This window comes from Shinella sp. 838, assembly GCF_029623935.1.
Lineage (GTDB): Bacteria > Pseudomonadota > Alphaproteobacteria > Rhizobiales > Rhizobiaceae > Shinella.
In genome coordinates this window covers 170,095-185,364 of sequence record NZ_JARSBQ010000008.1, presented here as the reverse complement: position 1 = coordinate 185,364, position 15,270 = coordinate 170,095, and the positions used below count along the sequence as shown (strand labels likewise).

The 15,270-nt window shown below is 65.1% G+C and carries 19 protein-coding genes; 9 read left to right on the top strand and 10 right to left on the bottom strand.

What is annotated here, in order from left to right; translation table 11 throughout:
- Positions 1–29: 29 nt before the first annotated feature.
- The 5 genes from P9A16_RS22555 to sdhC all read right to left on the bottom strand — a co-directional run bounded on the left by P9A16_RS22555 (position 30) and on the right by sdhC (position 4,145).
- Entirely contained in the window at positions 30–572 is a 543-nt protein-coding gene (locus P9A16_RS22555) for an AprI/Inh family metalloprotease inhibitor (protein WP_023514885.1), read from the bottom strand.
- A gap of 143 nt (positions 573–715) precedes the next feature.
- Positions 716–1,495: a succinate dehydrogenase iron-sulfur subunit gene (locus P9A16_RS22550; RefSeq protein WP_023514884.1), complete on the bottom strand. Its 780-nt coding sequence runs from the start codon at positions 1,493–1,495 to the stop codon at positions 716–718.
- An 18-nt stretch (positions 1,496–1,513) separates the two neighbouring features.
- Positions 1,514–3,355, bottom strand: a complete 1,842-nt coding sequence (gene sdhA, locus P9A16_RS22545; protein WP_023514883.1) for a succinate dehydrogenase flavoprotein subunit — start codon at positions 3,353–3,355, stop codon at positions 1,514–1,516.
- A gap of 6 nt (positions 3,356–3,361) precedes the next feature.
- Entirely contained in the window at positions 3,362–3,742 is a 381-nt protein-coding gene (gene sdhD / locus P9A16_RS22540; RefSeq protein WP_023514882.1) for a succinate dehydrogenase, hydrophobic membrane anchor protein, read from the bottom strand.
- A gap of 10 nt (positions 3,743–3,752) precedes the next feature.
- Positions 3,753–4,145, bottom strand: a complete 393-nt coding sequence (gene sdhC / locus P9A16_RS22535; RefSeq protein WP_024271128.1) for a succinate dehydrogenase, cytochrome b556 subunit — start codon at positions 4,143–4,145, stop codon at positions 3,753–3,755.
- 298 nt (positions 4,146–4,443) lie between these two features.
- Between sdhC and P9A16_RS22530 the strand changes: the two genes are divergently transcribed.
- Positions 4,444–4,908 carry a hypothetical protein gene (locus P9A16_RS22530; RefSeq protein ID WP_024271127.1) on the top strand — a complete coding sequence of 155 codons (465 nt, stop codon included), beginning with the start codon at positions 4,444–4,446 and terminating at the stop codon, positions 4,906–4,908.
- 15 nt (positions 4,909–4,923) lie between these two features.
- On the opposite strand, the gene P9A16_RS22525 is transcribed toward P9A16_RS22530, so the two are convergent.
- The 5 genes from P9A16_RS22525 to tsaD form a co-directional block, all read right to left on the bottom strand.
- Positions 4,924–5,586, bottom strand: a complete 663-nt coding sequence (locus P9A16_RS22525; RefSeq protein ID WP_023516505.1) for a class I SAM-dependent methyltransferase — start codon at positions 5,584–5,586, stop codon at positions 4,924–4,926.
- 64 nt (positions 5,587–5,650) lie between these two features.
- Positions 5,651–6,082: an EVE domain-containing protein gene (locus P9A16_RS22520; RefSeq protein ID WP_023516506.1), complete on the bottom strand. Its 432-nt coding sequence runs from the start codon at positions 6,080–6,082 to the stop codon at positions 5,651–5,653.
- 6 nt (positions 6,083–6,088) lie between these two features.
- Complete coding sequence (locus tag P9A16_RS22515) at positions 6,089–6,382, bottom strand: YciI-like protein (RefSeq protein ID WP_023516507.1); 294 nt, start codon at positions 6,380–6,382, stop codon at positions 6,089–6,091.
- 43 nt (positions 6,383–6,425) lie between these two features.
- Positions 6,426–7,412: an NAD(P)H-dependent glycerol-3-phosphate dehydrogenase gene (locus P9A16_RS22510; RefSeq protein ID WP_024271126.1), complete on the bottom strand. Its 987-nt coding sequence runs from the start codon at positions 7,410–7,412 to the stop codon at positions 6,426–6,428.
- Entirely contained in the window at positions 7,409–8,503 is a 1,095-nt protein-coding gene (gene tsaD / locus P9A16_RS22505; protein WP_023515708.1) for a tRNA (adenosine(37)-N6)-threonylcarbamoyltransferase complex transferase subunit TsaD, read from the bottom strand. The genes P9A16_RS22510 and tsaD overlap by 4 nt, the downstream gene beginning before the upstream one ends.
- Before the next feature lie 75 nt (positions 8,504–8,578).
- Here tsaD and hemC point away from each other — a divergent pair, with 75 nt between their 5' ends.
- The 8 genes from hemC to P9A16_RS22465 all read left to right on the top strand — a co-directional run bounded on the left by hemC (position 8,579) and on the right by P9A16_RS22465 (position 15,270).
- Positions 8,579–9,508, top strand: a complete 930-nt coding sequence (gene hemC, locus P9A16_RS22500) for a hydroxymethylbilane synthase (RefSeq protein ID WP_023515707.1) — start codon at positions 8,579–8,581, stop codon at positions 9,506–9,508.
- 3 nt (positions 9,509–9,511) lie between these two features.
- Positions 9,512–10,237: a uroporphyrinogen-III synthase gene (locus tag P9A16_RS22495; RefSeq protein ID WP_023515706.1), complete on the top strand. Its 726-nt coding sequence runs from the start codon at positions 9,512–9,514 to the stop codon at positions 10,235–10,237.
- A 111-nt stretch (positions 10,238–10,348) separates the two neighbouring features.
- Complete coding sequence (locus P9A16_RS22490) at positions 10,349–11,599, top strand: COG4223 family protein (protein ID WP_023515705.1); 1,251 nt, start codon at positions 10,349–10,351, stop codon at positions 11,597–11,599.
- A 13-nt stretch (positions 11,600–11,612) separates the two neighbouring features.
- The gene (locus P9A16_RS22485; RefSeq protein WP_023515704.1) at positions 11,613–13,220 is read left to right on the top strand and encodes a heme biosynthesis protein HemY; all 1,608 of its coding nucleotides are present in this window, start codon (positions 11,613–11,615) and stop codon (positions 13,218–13,220) included.
- An 83-nt stretch (positions 13,221–13,303) separates the two neighbouring features.
- A complete protein-coding gene (locus tag P9A16_RS22480) occupies positions 13,304–13,789 on the top strand; it encodes a tellurite resistance TerB family protein (protein ID WP_023515703.1) in 486 nt (161 codons plus the stop codon).
- Positions 13,790–13,791: 2 nt separating this feature from the next.
- Positions 13,792–14,508 carry a glutamine amidotransferase gene (locus tag P9A16_RS22475; RefSeq protein ID WP_023515702.1) on the top strand — a complete coding sequence of 239 codons (717 nt, stop codon included), beginning with the start codon at positions 13,792–13,794 and terminating at the stop codon, positions 14,506–14,508.
- Between the two features lie 145 nt (positions 14,509–14,653).
- Positions 14,654–14,944 carry a YggT family protein gene (locus tag P9A16_RS22470; RefSeq protein ID WP_024271125.1) on the top strand — a complete coding sequence of 97 codons (291 nt, stop codon included), beginning with the start codon at positions 14,654–14,656 and terminating at the stop codon, positions 14,942–14,944.
- Positions 14,941–15,270 (top strand): DUF167 family protein, encoded by a 330-nt coding sequence (locus P9A16_RS22465; RefSeq protein WP_024271124.1) that lies wholly within the window; start codon positions 14,941–14,943, stop codon positions 15,268–15,270. Before P9A16_RS22470 ends, P9A16_RS22465 begins: the two co-directional genes overlap by 4 nt.

Genomic DNA, 15,270 nt, shown 5'->3' with positions numbered 1-15,270 from the left:
TTATCCGTGTCGGTGTCGGAAGGACGGGATCAGCGCGAAAGGCTGACGGGTTGGCCGGAATTGGTCGTGCCGTCAAAGCGAGCGTCTGCAGACTTGTAGAGGCGGGCAATGGAATTGCCGTTGCGGTCCTTCAACACGACCTGCTTGCCGGCAACTTCCCAGGAGCCCATCGTCGTCAGCTCGCCGGCGCAACCACGCGTGCCACCGCGCGAGCCGCTGCCGAGATTGGTGAGCGTCAGGAACATGTCGCAGGAAGACGGGCCGCTTGCCACACGCCAGTTGCCGACCATGGATTCCTTGGTGACGTCGAGCGCCGTCGCAGCTGCCGCATCCGCCGCGCCGCCGGCAACACCCGTTCCGGTCGCCATGGCCGTGTCGGTCGTCGGCTTTTCCGGGAACTGCGACGTGTCCGTCGTCGGGTCGGGCAGCTGGCTGGAGGAAACGCTGCCGATCGGCTGGGCCTGCAGCGGCGTAATATTCTGCTGCGTGTTGACGCTGTCCATCGACGTGCGCTGGCAACCGGCCAGAGCAAGCGCCATCATCAGCCCGCCTGCCACATGGTGAATCCGCATGTCGTTACTCCCGATATCTGCCCGATACTGCTGCCATGCAGCAATTTCCGCCGAATTAACGTGAATCGCCCGCACGAATCAAGACGAAACGGCCCGAATAGTCGAGCCGCCTCCTCACGTTTCGTGAATGCCTATCATATGGGTCAGAGCCGGCGCTCGACCAGCATCTTCTTGATTTCGCCGATCGCTTTCGCCGGGTTCAACCCCTTCGGGCAAGCCTGGGCGCAGTTCATGATCGTGTGGCAGCGGTAGAGGCGGAAGGGGTCTTCCAGATTGTCGAGGCGCTCGCCGGTGGCTTCGTCGCGGCTGTCGATCAGCCAGCGATAGGCCTGGAGGAGGACGGCCGGGCCGAGATAGCGGTCGCCGTTCCACCAATAGCTCGGACAGGAGGTCGAGCAGCAGGCGCAGAGAATGCACTCATAGAGGCCGTCAAGCTTGAGACGATCCTCATGGCTCTGCTTCCATTCCTTGGCCGGCGTCGGCGAGACGGTTTTCAGCCAGGGCTCGATCGAACGGTGCTGGGCGTAGAAGTTGGTGAGATCGGGAACGAGATCTTTTACGACCGGCATATGCGGCAGCGGATAGACCTTCACCGCACCCTTCACCTCGTCCATGCCCTTGGTGCAGGCGAGCGTGTTGGTGCCGTCGATGTTCATGGCGCAGGAACCGCAGATACCCTCGCGGCAGGAGCGGCGCAGCGTCAGCGTCGGATCGATCTTGTTCTTGATATAGAGCAGCGCGTCGAGCACCATCGGGCCGCAATCGTCGACGTCGATGTAGAACGTGTCGATCGACGGGTTCTTGCCGTCGTCGGGGTTCCAGCGATAGATGCGGAACTCGCGGGTGTTCGCGGCGCCGGCCGGCTTCGGCCAGACCTTGCCTTCGGTCATCTGCGAGTTTTTCGGGAGAGCGAGTTCAACCATGTCCTGTTCTCCTCGGGATCAATAGACGCGGGCCTTGGGCGCGATCTTCTGGGGATCGATGCCGTCGGCGATAAGGTCGGTGTGAACAGGGCGATAGTCGAGCTTGACGTCGCCCGCCTCGCTTACCCAGGCCAGGGTGTGCTTGCGCCAGTTGACGTCGTCGCGGCCGGCGAAGGGGCCGTCGACATAGTCTTCACGGGCATGCGAGCCGCGGCTTTCCTTGCGGGCCTCGGCGCCGTAGACGGTCGTGATGGCGTTGGCCATCAGGTTTTCCAGTTCCAGCGTCTCGACGAGATCGGAGTTCCAGATCATCGAGCGGTCGGTGACCTTGATGTCGGGCATTTCCTTCCAGATCTCGCTCATGCGGCGGCAGCCGCTTTCGAGCGATTCCTGGGTGCGGAACACGGCCGCGTCGTCCTGCATGGTGCGCTGCATCTTGTCGCGCAGGATTGCCGTCGGCGTGCCGCCATTGGCGTTCCGCAGGCGATCGAAGCGGTCCATGATCTTGTCGCAGGCAGCGATGTCGAGTGCCGGAACGGGGGCGGCGCGGTCGATCACCTGACCGGCGCGGATCGCAGCGGCTCTGCCGAAGACCACAAGGTCGATCAGCGAATTGGAGCCGAGACGGTTGGCGCCGTGCACCGAGGCGCAGCCGGCCTCGCCCACCGCCATCAGGCCGGGCGCCAGGCGCTCCGGGTTCTGGCTGTCGGCGTTCAGCACTTCGCCCCAGTAGTTCGTGGGAATGCCGCCCATATTGTAGTGCACGGTCGGCAGGACCGGGATCGGCTCGCGCGTCACATCGACGCCGGCAAAGATCTTCGCGCTCTCGGAAATGCCCGGCAGGCGCTCGTGCAGCACGGCGGGATCGAGATGGTCGAGATGCAGGAAGATGTGGTCCTTGTTCTTGCCGACGCCGCGGCCTTCGCGGATCTCCATCGTCATGCAGCGCGAGACGACGTCGCGAGACGCCAGGTCCTTGGCCGACGGCGCATAGCGCTCCATGAAGCGCTCGCCTTCCGAATTGACGAGATAGCCGCCTTCGCCGCGCGCGCCCTCGGTGATAAGGCAGCCGGCGCCATAGATGCCGGTCGGGTGGAACTGGACGAATTCCATGTCCTGGAGCGGCAGGCCGGCGCGGGCGATCATGCCGCCGCCGTCACCCGTGCAGGTGTGCGCCGAGGTGGCCGAGAAATAGGCGCGACCGTAGCCGCCGGTCGCCAGCACCACCATCTTGGCGGCGAAACGGTGGATCGTGCCGTCATCGAGGTTCCAGGCGACGACGCCGGTGCAGCGGCCATCGGCCGACATGATCAGGTCGAGCGCGAAATATTCGATGAAGAATTCCGCATTGTTGCGCAACGACTGGCCGTAGAGCGTGTGCAGGATGGCATGGCCGGTCCGGTCGGCGGCAGCGCAGGTGCGCTGCACCGGCGGGCCTTCACCGTAATTCTGCATGTGGCCGCCGAACGGCCGCTGGTAGATTTTTCCTTCCGCATTGCGCGAGAAGGGTACGCCGTAGTGCTCCAGCTCATAGACCGCCTTCGGCGCTTCCATGGCGAGATACTGCATGGCATCGACGTCGCCGAGCCAGTCGGAACCCTTGACTGTGTCGTAGAGGTGCCATTGCCAGCTGTCCGGCGTCATATTCCTGAGCGAGGCCGCGATGCCGCCCTGGGCAGCGACCGTGTGCGAGCGTGTCGGGAAAACCTTGGTGATGCAGGCGGTCTTGAGCCCCTGTTCGGCCATGCCGAGCGTGGCGCGCAGGCCGGCGCCGCCGGCACCGACGACGATCACGTCGAAGGAGTGGTCCACATAAGTATAGGCCTTGCCGTTGGCCGCCGGGGAGGAGTTCGCTGCCATGATGGATTATCCTGCGAAGGCGATCTTGAGGACGGCGAAAAGACAGAGCCCGCCGACCAGGATCGCGAAGAAGGTGTTGAGCATGAGGAGCGCGATCTTCACGCCTTCCGCATGCACGTAGTCCTCGATGATGACCTGCATGCCGAGCTTCATGTGGATGAGGCCGGAGACGACGACAAGGCCCATGAGCACGGCGACGATCGGGTTCGACAGCGCCGCGGTGACTTCCGCATAGGACGCGCCGTTGTAGCAGATCAGGAAGCCGACGAAGAACAAGAGAAGCGGAACGTTGGCAACGGCCGTCAGGCGTTGGCGCCAGAAATGCTCCGTGCCATCCTTGGCCGAGCCGAGACCACGAACCTTGCCGAGGGGAGTGCGCATGTCCATGGGTTTCTCCTCAGCGCGCCAGGTAACCGACGATCCAGATCAAAACCGTCAGGGCGACGGAGACGACCGGGGTGGCGATGGCGAGCTTTGTATTGAAGTGTTTTTCATAGCCGCGCCCCATGTCCCACATGAAGTGGCGAAGACCGCCCAGCATGTGGTGCATCAGCGCCCAGGTGTAGCCGAAGAGCACGAGGCGCCCGATCAGCGCACCGAAAAACCAGTTGACCCAGTCGAAATAGGCTTCGCCCGAAGCGGCGGCGATGAGCCACCAGGCAACGAGCACCGTGCCGAAGTAAAGGGCGGCGCCGGTTATGCGATGCACGATGGACATGACCATCGTCGGGATCGGCTTGTAGACTTGGAGATGCGGCGAGAGCGGCCGGCTTCGAGTGACATTCGCCATCTGAACCTCACGGAACCCCGGAGAGCCATAAACTGGACAGAATTTCTCCGGAATTGCAGTATGTTGTGCACAATGCAGTGATTGCGACGTTTAATCACCGGAAAGCGGAACCACAAGCCTTCTTGCAGTGCAAAATGAATTTAATCGATTAAGCGCCTGCCGCTTTTGTGCCATTCCGGGACACGCTCCGCCAATTAACGATAACCGGAAAAATCATAACCAAATCCGTGACTTTTGCCGGGCGCTGCCCCATCTTGCCGTTAAGGATCTGTTAAGCGTAATCGGAAGGCACGACAGAATGACTCTGTTTTCAGCGCCCCATGCGACCAAAGTTCTAGCACTTGCGGTCGCCCTTGCGGCCGGCGGCATGACGCCCGTCGCGGCCCGCGACCGCACCTCCGATACCGGCTGGTCGGACAATTCCGACGCGGACTGGTCGAAAGGCAGCTTCATCGGCCGCAGCATCGAACGGCGTGAGCACCGCCAATGGCGGCCACGCGATCGCTACCGCGACGATCGCCGGGTCGAGCGGCATCGCGATCGCCACTGGCGCAAGGACCGCAATTTCTACGGCGGCGCCATCTCCGCCTATCGCGACAAGGGCAACAGTATCTACTTCTACATCGATCGGGAGCGTTACTATGACGACCTGTTCGATGCTCCCCTGGCCGAGAACCACGGACCGAAAGTCATTGTGGTGACGCCAGGCCAGAACGGCTGCTCGTGGGAAGCCGGCGTCTGCGTCATCCGCCCGGGCCTTTGACGGTCGGGCAAAGCATTACGCCTTTTGCGGGATTACGCCAAAGCGCCAGACCGTCGTCTTCTTGACCTCGCTGTCCTCCAGCGCCCGTGTCACCGGCACCGTATAGGTGGCGAGCGCCTCCATGCGCTCGCGCGGGCAGTAGGCCCGGCCGGGGTCGCCGACGAGCACCATGGCGCCCCGCGCCGCTAGCGTCGAGAACCAGGGAATGAGCACATCCGCAAAACCGCGGTCATAGAAGACATCGCCGGCTAGCACGACCTCCCAGCCCTCGTCCCGGCCGATCATGTTTTCCGCAGTGTGGATGAGGTCGACACCATTCAGGATGGCGTTCAGGCGAACAGCTGCTTCACTCCAGGGGTCGATATCGGCCGCCAGCACGGATGAGGCACCGGAGAGCCGCGCCGCGATGCCGACAAGGCCGGAACCGCTGGCAAAATCCAGCACCGATTTTCCGGTCACCAGGGCGGGATGATCCAGAATGTGCCGGGCAAGCCCCTGTCCGCCCGCCCAGGCGAACGCCCAGAAGGGCGGCGGCAGGCCGATCTCCTGCAGCTCCTCCTCGGTCTTCAGCCAGAGGTCATGCGCCTCCGTGGCAAGCCGCAGCCTCACCTCCGGCACATGCGGCGGAGAGAGCACGTCGGTGTTGTCGCGAATGAAGACCTCGGGATCCGTCTTCACGGAAACATCGCTCCGCGGCGTCGGCCTCTAAGGAAAGCAATGTGGCGGGCGAAGGGCCGAACCATCAGCGCGGCGGCTTGTCGAGACCGCCCATGCGGCAGACCTCGATCCACTCTTCCTCGGTCACCGGCTGCACCGAAAGACGCATGGAGGTGACGAGCGACATGTTGGCCAGCTTCGGGTTGGCCTTGACGTCCTTCAGCGAGACGGGCTTGGGCATGTCGCGCACGGCGCGGATATCGACGCAATCCCAGCGCGGGTCTTCACCGGCCGTCGAATCGGGATGCGAAAGCGCGCAGACCTCGGTGATGCCGACGATCTCCAATCCCTCGTTGGAGTGGTAGAAGAAGCCCTTGTCGCCGATCGTCATCGCCCGCATGTGGTTGCGCGCGAGATAGTTGCGTACGCCCGTCCATTCGGTGCCCACCTCGCCGGCATCCTTCTGCATCTGCCAGGACCATTTGAAGGGTTCGGACTTGTAGAGCCAGTATGCCATGGAAAATCAGGCCTCCGGATTGTTGAAGACCCAGTTCCAGGCCTTTACCTCGACAGAGGCGAAAAGGCCGGCCTTGGCGTAGGGATCGTTTTCGGCGATCTGCCGGGCCTCTTCGATCGTCTCCGCCTTGACCACCACCAGGCTGCCGGTCGGCTTGCCATCATCGCCGAGGAAGGGACCGGCGAAGGCGAGCTTGCCGTCGACATTGAGGCCGGTCAGGTAGGCGAGGTGATCCGGGCGCGTATCGAGGCGCACCTGCAGCGCACCGGGCTTGTCCTGGCAGAGAAATGCGAAATGCATGAAACGATCCTTTTTCTGTTCCGGGCTGTTCCTGGCCGCTCTGTCATTCCTGGGTGATCGGGCGCGTCATCAGCTGCCCTATGGCGGTCTTCACGTCGAGGCTGCCGTCGATGATGCGGGCGACCGCATCGGTGATCGGCATGTCGATACCCTTTTCAGCGGCAACACCGGATGCGACCGAGGCGGCAAAGGCGCCTTCCACGAGATCGCCCGACCAGCCGGCGGCGTTGCCATGACGGCCGAGCGCGATGCCGAAACGCAAATTGCGCGACTGGTGGCTCGTTCCCGTCAGCACGAGGTCGCCGAGGCCAGAGAGCCCGGTGACCGTTATGCCCTCCCCGCCATGGGCCGCGACGAAGCGGGACAGCTCCGCAAGTCCACGCGAAATCAGCGCCGCCCGTGCCGAATCGCCGAGTTCGGCGCCTTCGATGATGCCGCAGGCGATCGCCAGCACATTCTTCAGCGCGCCGCCGAGCTGAACGCCGATGCGATCGGTCGAAGGGTAGAGCCGGAATGTCGGTCCCGAAAGGGCCTGCGCCAGCGCCGCGCCGGTTTCGGCGGTACGCGCGGCGGCCACCATCGCCGTCGGCAGGCCTTTCGCGATGTCGGCTGCAAAGCCGGGGCCGGAAAGCACGGCGATCTCGCGGCCGGGAAGCTCTTCCTCCAGAACCTCCGTCAGCAACCGCCCGGTGCCCTTTTCCATGCCCTTGGCGCAGATCACCACAGCCGCACCCGGCGCAAGCAGGGGCGCAAGGGACCGCGCCGCATCACGCTGGGCCTGCGAGGGCATGGCGAACAGCACGATACCCGCACCGCGGATCGCCTCCGCATCGGCACTGAAGGAAAGCGCCGGCGGCAGGTCGATGCCGGGCAGCGCCTTTTCGTTGCGCCGCGAGGTGCACATCAGATCGACGGCCGCCTTGTCGCGGCCGATCAGGGTGACGTCACCGCCGCTTGCCGCGGCCACGCTCGCCAGCGCCGTCCCGAAGGCGCCTGCACCAACGACGGCAATCCTCGGACTGGTGCTCATGCCTTGGCTCCCCGCTTGCCGGATCCGAGAACGGTTACCGCCTCGCGGTCAAGCGGCCAGCGCGAACGCGGCGCGACGGCAAGGTCATCGGGCGGAAAACCGGCCGCCATACGCTCCAGCCCCGCCCAGGCGATCATGGACGCATTGTCGGTGCACAGCGCCAGCGGCGGCGCGATGAAGCGGAATTTCTGCTTGTCGCACAGCGCCTGCAGCGTCGCACGCAGCTCTGCATTGGCCGCCACCCCACCGGCAACGACCAGCGCCGGCGCCCCGGCATCCGGAAACAGCGTGCGGAAGCGCTCGAGACCGCGGCCGATACGGTCCTTCAGCGTGCGCGAGACGGCGCGCTGGAAGGAGGCGCAGATATCGGCGATGTCCCGCTCCGTCACCGGTTCGATCGACTGCGCGGCCTGCCGCACCGCCGTCTTGAGGCCGGAAAAGGAAAAATCAAGCCGCGCCTCGCCGACGAGCGGCCGCGGGAAGGTGAAGCGCTCCGGATTGCCCGCCTTCGCCATGCGCTCCACCGCTGGCCCACCGGGATAGGGCAGGCCGAGCAGCTTGGCCGTCTTGTCGAAGGCTTCGCCGAGCGCATCGTCGATCGTCGTGCCCCAGCGCTCGTAGTCGTCGACGCCGCGCACCAGCACGAGCTGCGTGTGACCACCGGAAACGAGCAGCATGAGATAGGGAAAGGAGAGCCCGTCCGTCAGCCGCGCCGTCAGCGCATGACCTTCGAGATGGTTGACGGCGTAGAGCGGCTTGCCCGTCGCCCGGGCGATCGCCTTGCCGGTCATCAGCCCGACGATGAGGCCGCCGATCAGCCCCGGGCCGCTGGTCGCGGCAATGGCATCGACATCCTCGAGCGAGCGGCCGGCCCGTAGCAAGGCCTCGCAAATCAGGCTGTCCAGCGCTTCCACATGGGCGCGCGCGGCAATCTCCGGCACCACGCCGCCATAGGCGCTGTGTTCCTCGAGCTGGCTCAGCACCACCTCGCCAAGAATCTCGCCCCGGCCTTCGGCATCACGCACGACGACGGACGCCGCGGTCTCGTCGCAGCTCGTTTCGATGCCCAGAATGGTCAGATGGGACGACATGTAGCACTTGGGAATTGATTGCGATGGGCCGGAAACCCGGTTACGAGACATCCCGGTAACAACGGATCAAGGCGGATGCAAACAAAACCTTTCAGGATCGGCACACGGGGTAGCCCGCTGGCGCTCGCCCAAGCCTACGAGACCCGCTCACGCCTGATGGCTGCCCACGGCCTGCCGGAAGACATGTTCGAGATCGTCGTGCTTTCAACGAAGGGCGACCGTATCACCGACCGTTCGCTGGCGCTGATCGGCGGCAAGGGCCTGTTCACAGAGGAGATCGAGGCGCAGCTTTCCTCCGGCGAGCTCGATTTCGCCGTACACTCCTCCAAGGACATGCCGACGAAGCTGCCGGAGGGTTTGCATCTCTCGGCCTTCCTGCCGCGCGAGGACGTGCGCGATGCGTTCATCGGCCGCAGCGCCGCCCGCCTCCTCGACCTGCCGCAGGGCGCGACCGTCGGTTCCGCCTCGCTTCGCCGCCAGGCGCTCATCCGCCGTCTTCGGCCCGATATCAATGTCATCGTCTTCCGCGGCCAGGTCGATACCCGCCTCGGCAAGCTCGCCGAAGGCCAGGCGGACGCAACGCTGCTCGCCTATGCGGGGCTGAAGCGCCTCGGCAAGCCGGACGTGCCGACGGAGATCCTCGATCCCGTCTCCTTCCCCCCCGCTCCGGCACAGGGCGCGATCTGTATCGAAAGCCGCATCGGCGATGCGCAGACAGAAAGCCTGCTTGCAGCCATCGACGACCGCGCGACGCGCGCGGCCGTCTCCTGCGAACGCGGTTTCCTTGCCACGCTCGACGGCTCCTGTCGCACGCCGATTGCCGGCTATGCGACGGTCGAGGGCGAACATCTCCAGTTCCGCGGCATGATCCTGACGCCTGACGGCAGCCGGTTCCACGAGATCGAGACGAGCGGCTCGGCAAACGAAGCCGGCCGGCTTGGCGAAGCGGCGGGGCAGGCGATCCGCGACAAGGCGGGAGCGGATTTCTTCGAAAGCTGGGGCTGATCCGTGCGCGTTCTCGTCCTTCGCCCGCAACAGGCGGCGGCCCGGACCGCCCGCAAGCTCGCGGCGCTGGGCCACGAGACCGCCTGCCTGCCGCTGTCGAAGCCCGAACACGACCTCGATGCGGTGAAAGCAGCGCTCGCAGAGCGGCATTCGGCCATCGCCATCACCAGCGCCGAGGTCGCGCGCCTCTTCGCTCATCTCGGTGAAACGCTCGACCGCCACCTCCTGACCACGGTCTTTTCGGTCGGGCGTGCTTCTGCGGATGCCGCGAGCGCGGCCGGCTTCCGCACCGTGCTCACCCCCGGCGGGGACGGCAGGGACCTTGCCGAGATGATCATCACGCATTGCCGGGATTTCGGCATGCCGGCCGAACCGATCCTCTATCTCGCCGGCCTGCCGCGCGCACAGGGCTTCGAGGCGCGCCTTGCCGAAGCCGGCATCCCGTTCCGCACCGTGGAAGCCTACCGCATGGTATCAGTCGTTCCCCGGCGCACGGATGCGGAGGCGGCCCTTCTCAAGCCGGTGCCGGATGCCGTGCTGTTCTATTCCGGCGAAAGCGCGCGGGCCTTCTTCAAACTCTCCCCGCTCGTGGAAATTCCCGAGCGCTTCCTGTCCACCCTGATGCTCTGCATGAGCGCGAATGTCGCCAAAGCCGTGCCGCAGCGCTTTGCCGCATCGACTGTCGTCGCGTCCTTGCCCAACGAGGAAAGCCTGCTGGATTTGCTGTAAGAGCAAGGGGCGAAGGCGGGCGGCGACGGACGAATTTGCCGCAAGGGTCTTTCCCTCGCTGCCTTCCCTGTCTACGTTTAATGCAATGCACATGAACGCGAGGAGGCCGCCATGGAACCGGAAACCCCGTCCCGTCGCAAGAAGGCAGGCGACGAGCCCGTGACAATCGATCTCGAAGCGGTTCCCGCCTCCGTCAGCAACGAAACGCTGGCAGCCGAGGAAGCGGCAAAGGCCGAAACGCTGGAAAACCAGGCAGCGGAAGCGGCTGATACCGCGACAACGGAAACCGCCGCCGAGCCCGTCGAAGAAAAAGCCGAGCCGATCGAGCCTGCCCGCACGACCTATGAGGAACCGGCGCGCGCCGAAACGCAACCTTCACCGCAGCGCAGCAATGCCGGTACGCTGGCCGCCGGCATCCTGGGTGGCCTGATCGCACTTCTCGGCGCCGGCAGCCTGCAATATGGCGGCTACTTGCCGGCACTCGGGCCCGACCGTTCCGGCCAATCCGACGCCGTGTCCACCCTGGCAAACGAAGTCGAGGCGCTGAAGACGCGGTTTTCCGAGGCCCCAGCCACAAGCCCGGTCGATCTCCAGCCGATCGAAACGCGGATCGCCGCACTGGAAAAATCGGCCGGTGATGGCACGAGCGCGCAAGGTGCAAACCCTGAAGCCGTCAGCAAACTCGAAGGCGACGTGACCCGCCTCACGACAGAGCTTGCGACGCTGCGCGAGGCCATGGCGCGCACCGCAGAAGCGGTCAGTGCGACGGAAAGCCAGCTCACCGAACGCATCGCCGCCGCCGAGCAGAAGCTCGACGAGCCGCGCAGCGACATCGAAATGGCGCGGGCCGTTGCCGCGAGCGCCCTGAAGACCGCGATCGACCGCGGCGGTCCGTATCTCGCCGAACTGGAGGCCTTCGCAAGCATTGCGCCGGACGATCCCTCCCTTGCGGGCCTGCGCGAACATGCCGCCATCGGTGTTTCGGCACGCTCGGATCTCGTGCGTGATTTCCAGCCGACGGCGGATGCCATTCTCGACGCCGTGCACCAGCCGGACGGCGACGAGGGCATCTTCAACCGCCTGATGTCGAGCGCCGCCTCGGCGATCCGCGTGCGTCCCGTCGGCAGCATCGAGGGCGACACGCCGGAAGCGGTGGTCGCCCGCATCGAGAACAAGCTGCAGAACGGCGACTTCAAGGGTGCGCAGATCGAATGGCAGACCCTGCCGGAAAAGGGTCAGGCCGCAGCGACCGACTACAAGCGCAAGCTCGATGAACGTGTCAGCGTGGAAGGCCTGATCGGCGCCGTTGTTTCCGGCGCCCTGAATGGCACGACCACAGGCGCCACCGGCAACCAGGGCTGAGGAGACAGGCTTCATGATTCGCATTCTGGTCTTCGCCCTCTTCGTCCTCGCGCTTGCCGCCGGCTTCGCCTGGCTTGCCGATCGCCCCGGCGAACTCTCCATCATCTGGCAAGGCCAGCGCGCCGACATGAGCCTGATGGTCGCCGCCACCCTCGTCGTCTCGCTGGTCGCCGCCGTGATGTTCTCCTGGTGGATCGTGCGCGTCGTCTGGACCTCGCCGCACTCCATCCAGCGCTATTTCCGCGCCCGCAAGCGCGACCGTGGCTACCAGGCGCTTTCCACCGGCCTGATCGCCGCCGGTGCCGGCGATGCCGCCGGGGCGCGAAAGATGCTGGGTCGCACCAAGGGCCTCCTGAGTGCCGACCAGGAGCCGCTCATCCATCTGCTCGAAGCGCAGGCGGCGATGATCGAGGGTCGCTACGACGACGCCCGTCGGAAATTCGAACTGATGGCGGACGATCCCGAAACACGTGAACTCGGCTTGCGCGGCCTCTATCTCGAAGCCCGCCGGCTCGGCGCGAACGAGGCTGCACGGCAATATGCCGAGCGCGCCGCGGAAAAGGCGCCGCAGCTTCCCTGGGCGGCGGAAGCCGCGCTGGAATACCGCTCCGAGGCAGGAGACTGGGATGAGGCTCTGAAGCTTCTCGGCGACGGCCGTTCCGGCTCGGCCGAGGAAAAGAAGACCTATACCCGCCGCAAGGTCGTGCTGCTCACCGCCCGCGCCGGCGCCAGGCTCGATGCCGACCCCAAGGGCGCGCGCGAGGATGCCCAGCAGGCGCTGAAGCTCGACGAGAATTTCGTGCCCGCCGGCCTCATCGCGGCCAAGGCCTATCTGCGCGAGGACAACCTGCGCAAGGCCGCCGCCATCCTCGAAAAACTCTGGAAGGCGACCGCACACGGCGATGTCGCGAAACTCTATGTCCGTGCCCGCAGCGGCGATTCGGCGACAGACCGCCTGAAACGGGCGGAAAAGCTTGAAGCGATACGCCCGAACAATGCCGAAGCACTCTATGCCGTCGCTGAAACCGCGCTGGAAACCCGCGACTTCGCGCTTGCCCGCGGCAAGGCCGAAGCGGCTGCCCGCTTGGCGCCCCGCGAAAGCGCCTTCCTGCTGCTTGCCGATATCGAGGATGCCGAGACGGGCGACCAGGGCCGCATCCGCCACTGGATGAACCAGGCGTTGAAGGCGCCGCGCGATCCAGCCTGGACCGCCGACGGCATCACCGCACCGGAGTGGCGGGCCGTCTCGCCGGTCACGGGCCATCTCGACGCCTTCGAATGGAAGACGCCGGTCAGCCCGCTCGATGGACCGATCGAGGAAGGCTCGACCGCCACCGTCGACGAGGCTATCCGCACCCTGCCGCCGCTCGCTATCGAGAGCAGGCCCGTCAGGCGGGCCGAAGAGGCAACCAGGGTCGAGACCGCGGAAGTCGTCCAGAAACCCGTCGTCGTCGCCACGGTGGTGGAGGCTGCACCGGTGAAGGCTGCGACACCGGAAAAGGTCAGGGAGACGGTGGCCATCGAGGAGGACGAGCGCCCGTTCTTCGGTCTGCCGGATGATCCGGGCGTCAAGGAAGGTGCGGTCAAACGGGACGGAACAAGCGGCTTCCGCTTGTTCTAGAACAATTGCGCATGAAGACAAGGATTCCGCCTATCGGAAAGAGGCGGAAATCTCATAGGGCTTGAGGAACGGGGCGACACTGAATGTTCGAACGCTTGCAGCAGTTTCTGGCGAGCCTTTCCGGCGGTGACAGGCCGGCCTTTGCCGCCGACGACCCCCGGGTCGCCGTCATGGCGCTTTGCATCCAGGTGATGGAAGCAGACGGCAAGATTCTCGATGTCGAGAAAAGGGCGTTGCGCGCCCGCTTCAAGGAGTTCTACGGCCTCGACGAGAGCGAGCTCGATGCGCTGGTCGCTGCCGGTACCGATGCGGAGAGCGAAGCGATCGACTTCTTCCGCTTCACCTCGGAACTGAAACGCCAGCTTTCGGAGGAGCAGCGCGTCGATCTGATCGGCCTGCTCTGGGAGATCGTCTATGCCGACGGCGAGCGCAGCGAGATGGAGGACCACGCCATCTGGCGCATCGCGGACCTGCTCGGCGTCTCCGGCCGGGAGCGCATCATGAAGCGGCAGGAAGTGGCCGAACGGGTCGGCGCGGCGACAGGCCCGGAGGAACCGGACGAAGGCTGAGCATGCTCGATTTTCCCCGCACGCCGCGCCGCAGGCGCCCCGTCCTGATCGTTCTGCACCAGGAGACCTCCAGCCCCGGCCGCGTCGGGCAGATCCTCCAGACGATGGGCCATGCGCTGGACATCCGCCGCCCCGTGCTCGGCGATCCACTGCCCGCCACATTGTCGCAGCATGCGGGCGCCGTCGTCTTTGGCGGGCCGATGAGCGCCAATGACGACGAGGCCTATGTGCGCGCGGAGATCGACTGGCTCTCCGTCCCCCTTGCCGAGAACCGCCCCTTCCTTGGCATCTGCCTCGGCGCACAGATGCTGGTGAAGAATCTCGGCGGCACGGTTTTCGGCCATGCGGAAGGCTGGACGGAGATCGGCTGGTATCCGCTGGCGGCGACCGAGGCGGGCACGGCGCTGATGCCTTGGCCGGACATGGTCTACCAGTTCCATCGCGAGGGCTTCGACCTGCCGCGGGACACAACGCTGCTCGCCACCGGCCATCACTACGAGAACCAGGCCTTCCGCTACGGCGACAATGCCTGGGGCATCCAGTTCCACGGCGAGCTGACGCTCGCCATGATGCATCGCTGGGTGGTGCACGGCGCGCATCGCTTCGAGCTACCGGGCGCTCAGGTCGGTCGCGCCCATCTCGACGGACGCCTCCTGCACGATGCGGCGCTCCGCCTCTGGATGACCTCCTTCCTCAAGCGCATCTTCCACGAGGCCTGAGCCTACGTCCGGCAAATCTGGACGACCGTTTCACATCCGTGCCGGGCCCGCACCATTAAACATGTTGCCGCACCGCCCAGCGCCCGGCCTTGCTGGCAGGGCGCGCAATGGCTACATGTCGAGACGAAACCAATTGGAGACATCAATGATAGCGGTCATCAACACCCTATTGTTCATCATCAGCATAGCGTGGTTCCTGGTGATCGCCTCGGCGATCTTCTCCTGGCTCTATGCCTTCAACGTCATCAACGCGAACAATCAGGTGATCGCCACCATCGGCCGCTCGCTGTATCAGCTGACGGAGCCGATCTACCGCCCGATCCGCCGCGTTCTGCCGAACTTCGGCGGCGTCGACCTTTCGCCGCTCGTCGTGCTCGTCATCCTGTTCTTCCTGGAGCAGGTGATCCGCAGCGTTCTGGCGCCCGCCGTCCTGTGACGCAGGCACCCGGCGCCGCCTTGCGGCGCCAAGACGCCTACCATGTGCGCCTGACCGTGCGGCTCACGCCGAATGGTGGGCGCGACGCGATCGACGGCTGGGATACAAGCAGTGACGGCGCCTGTTACCTGAAGGTGCGTGTCAGCGACCCGCCGGACAAGGGCAAAGCCAACAAGGCACTGCTTGCCCTGATCGCCAAGGCGGCCGGCGTGCCGAAATCGGCAGTCAGCCTCCTGAGCGGCGATACCCAGAGAAAGAAAATCCTCCGGATCGAGGGCGACCCGGAGGACATCATGTTCATGCTCGAGAGCGCGGCAGCGCAGTAA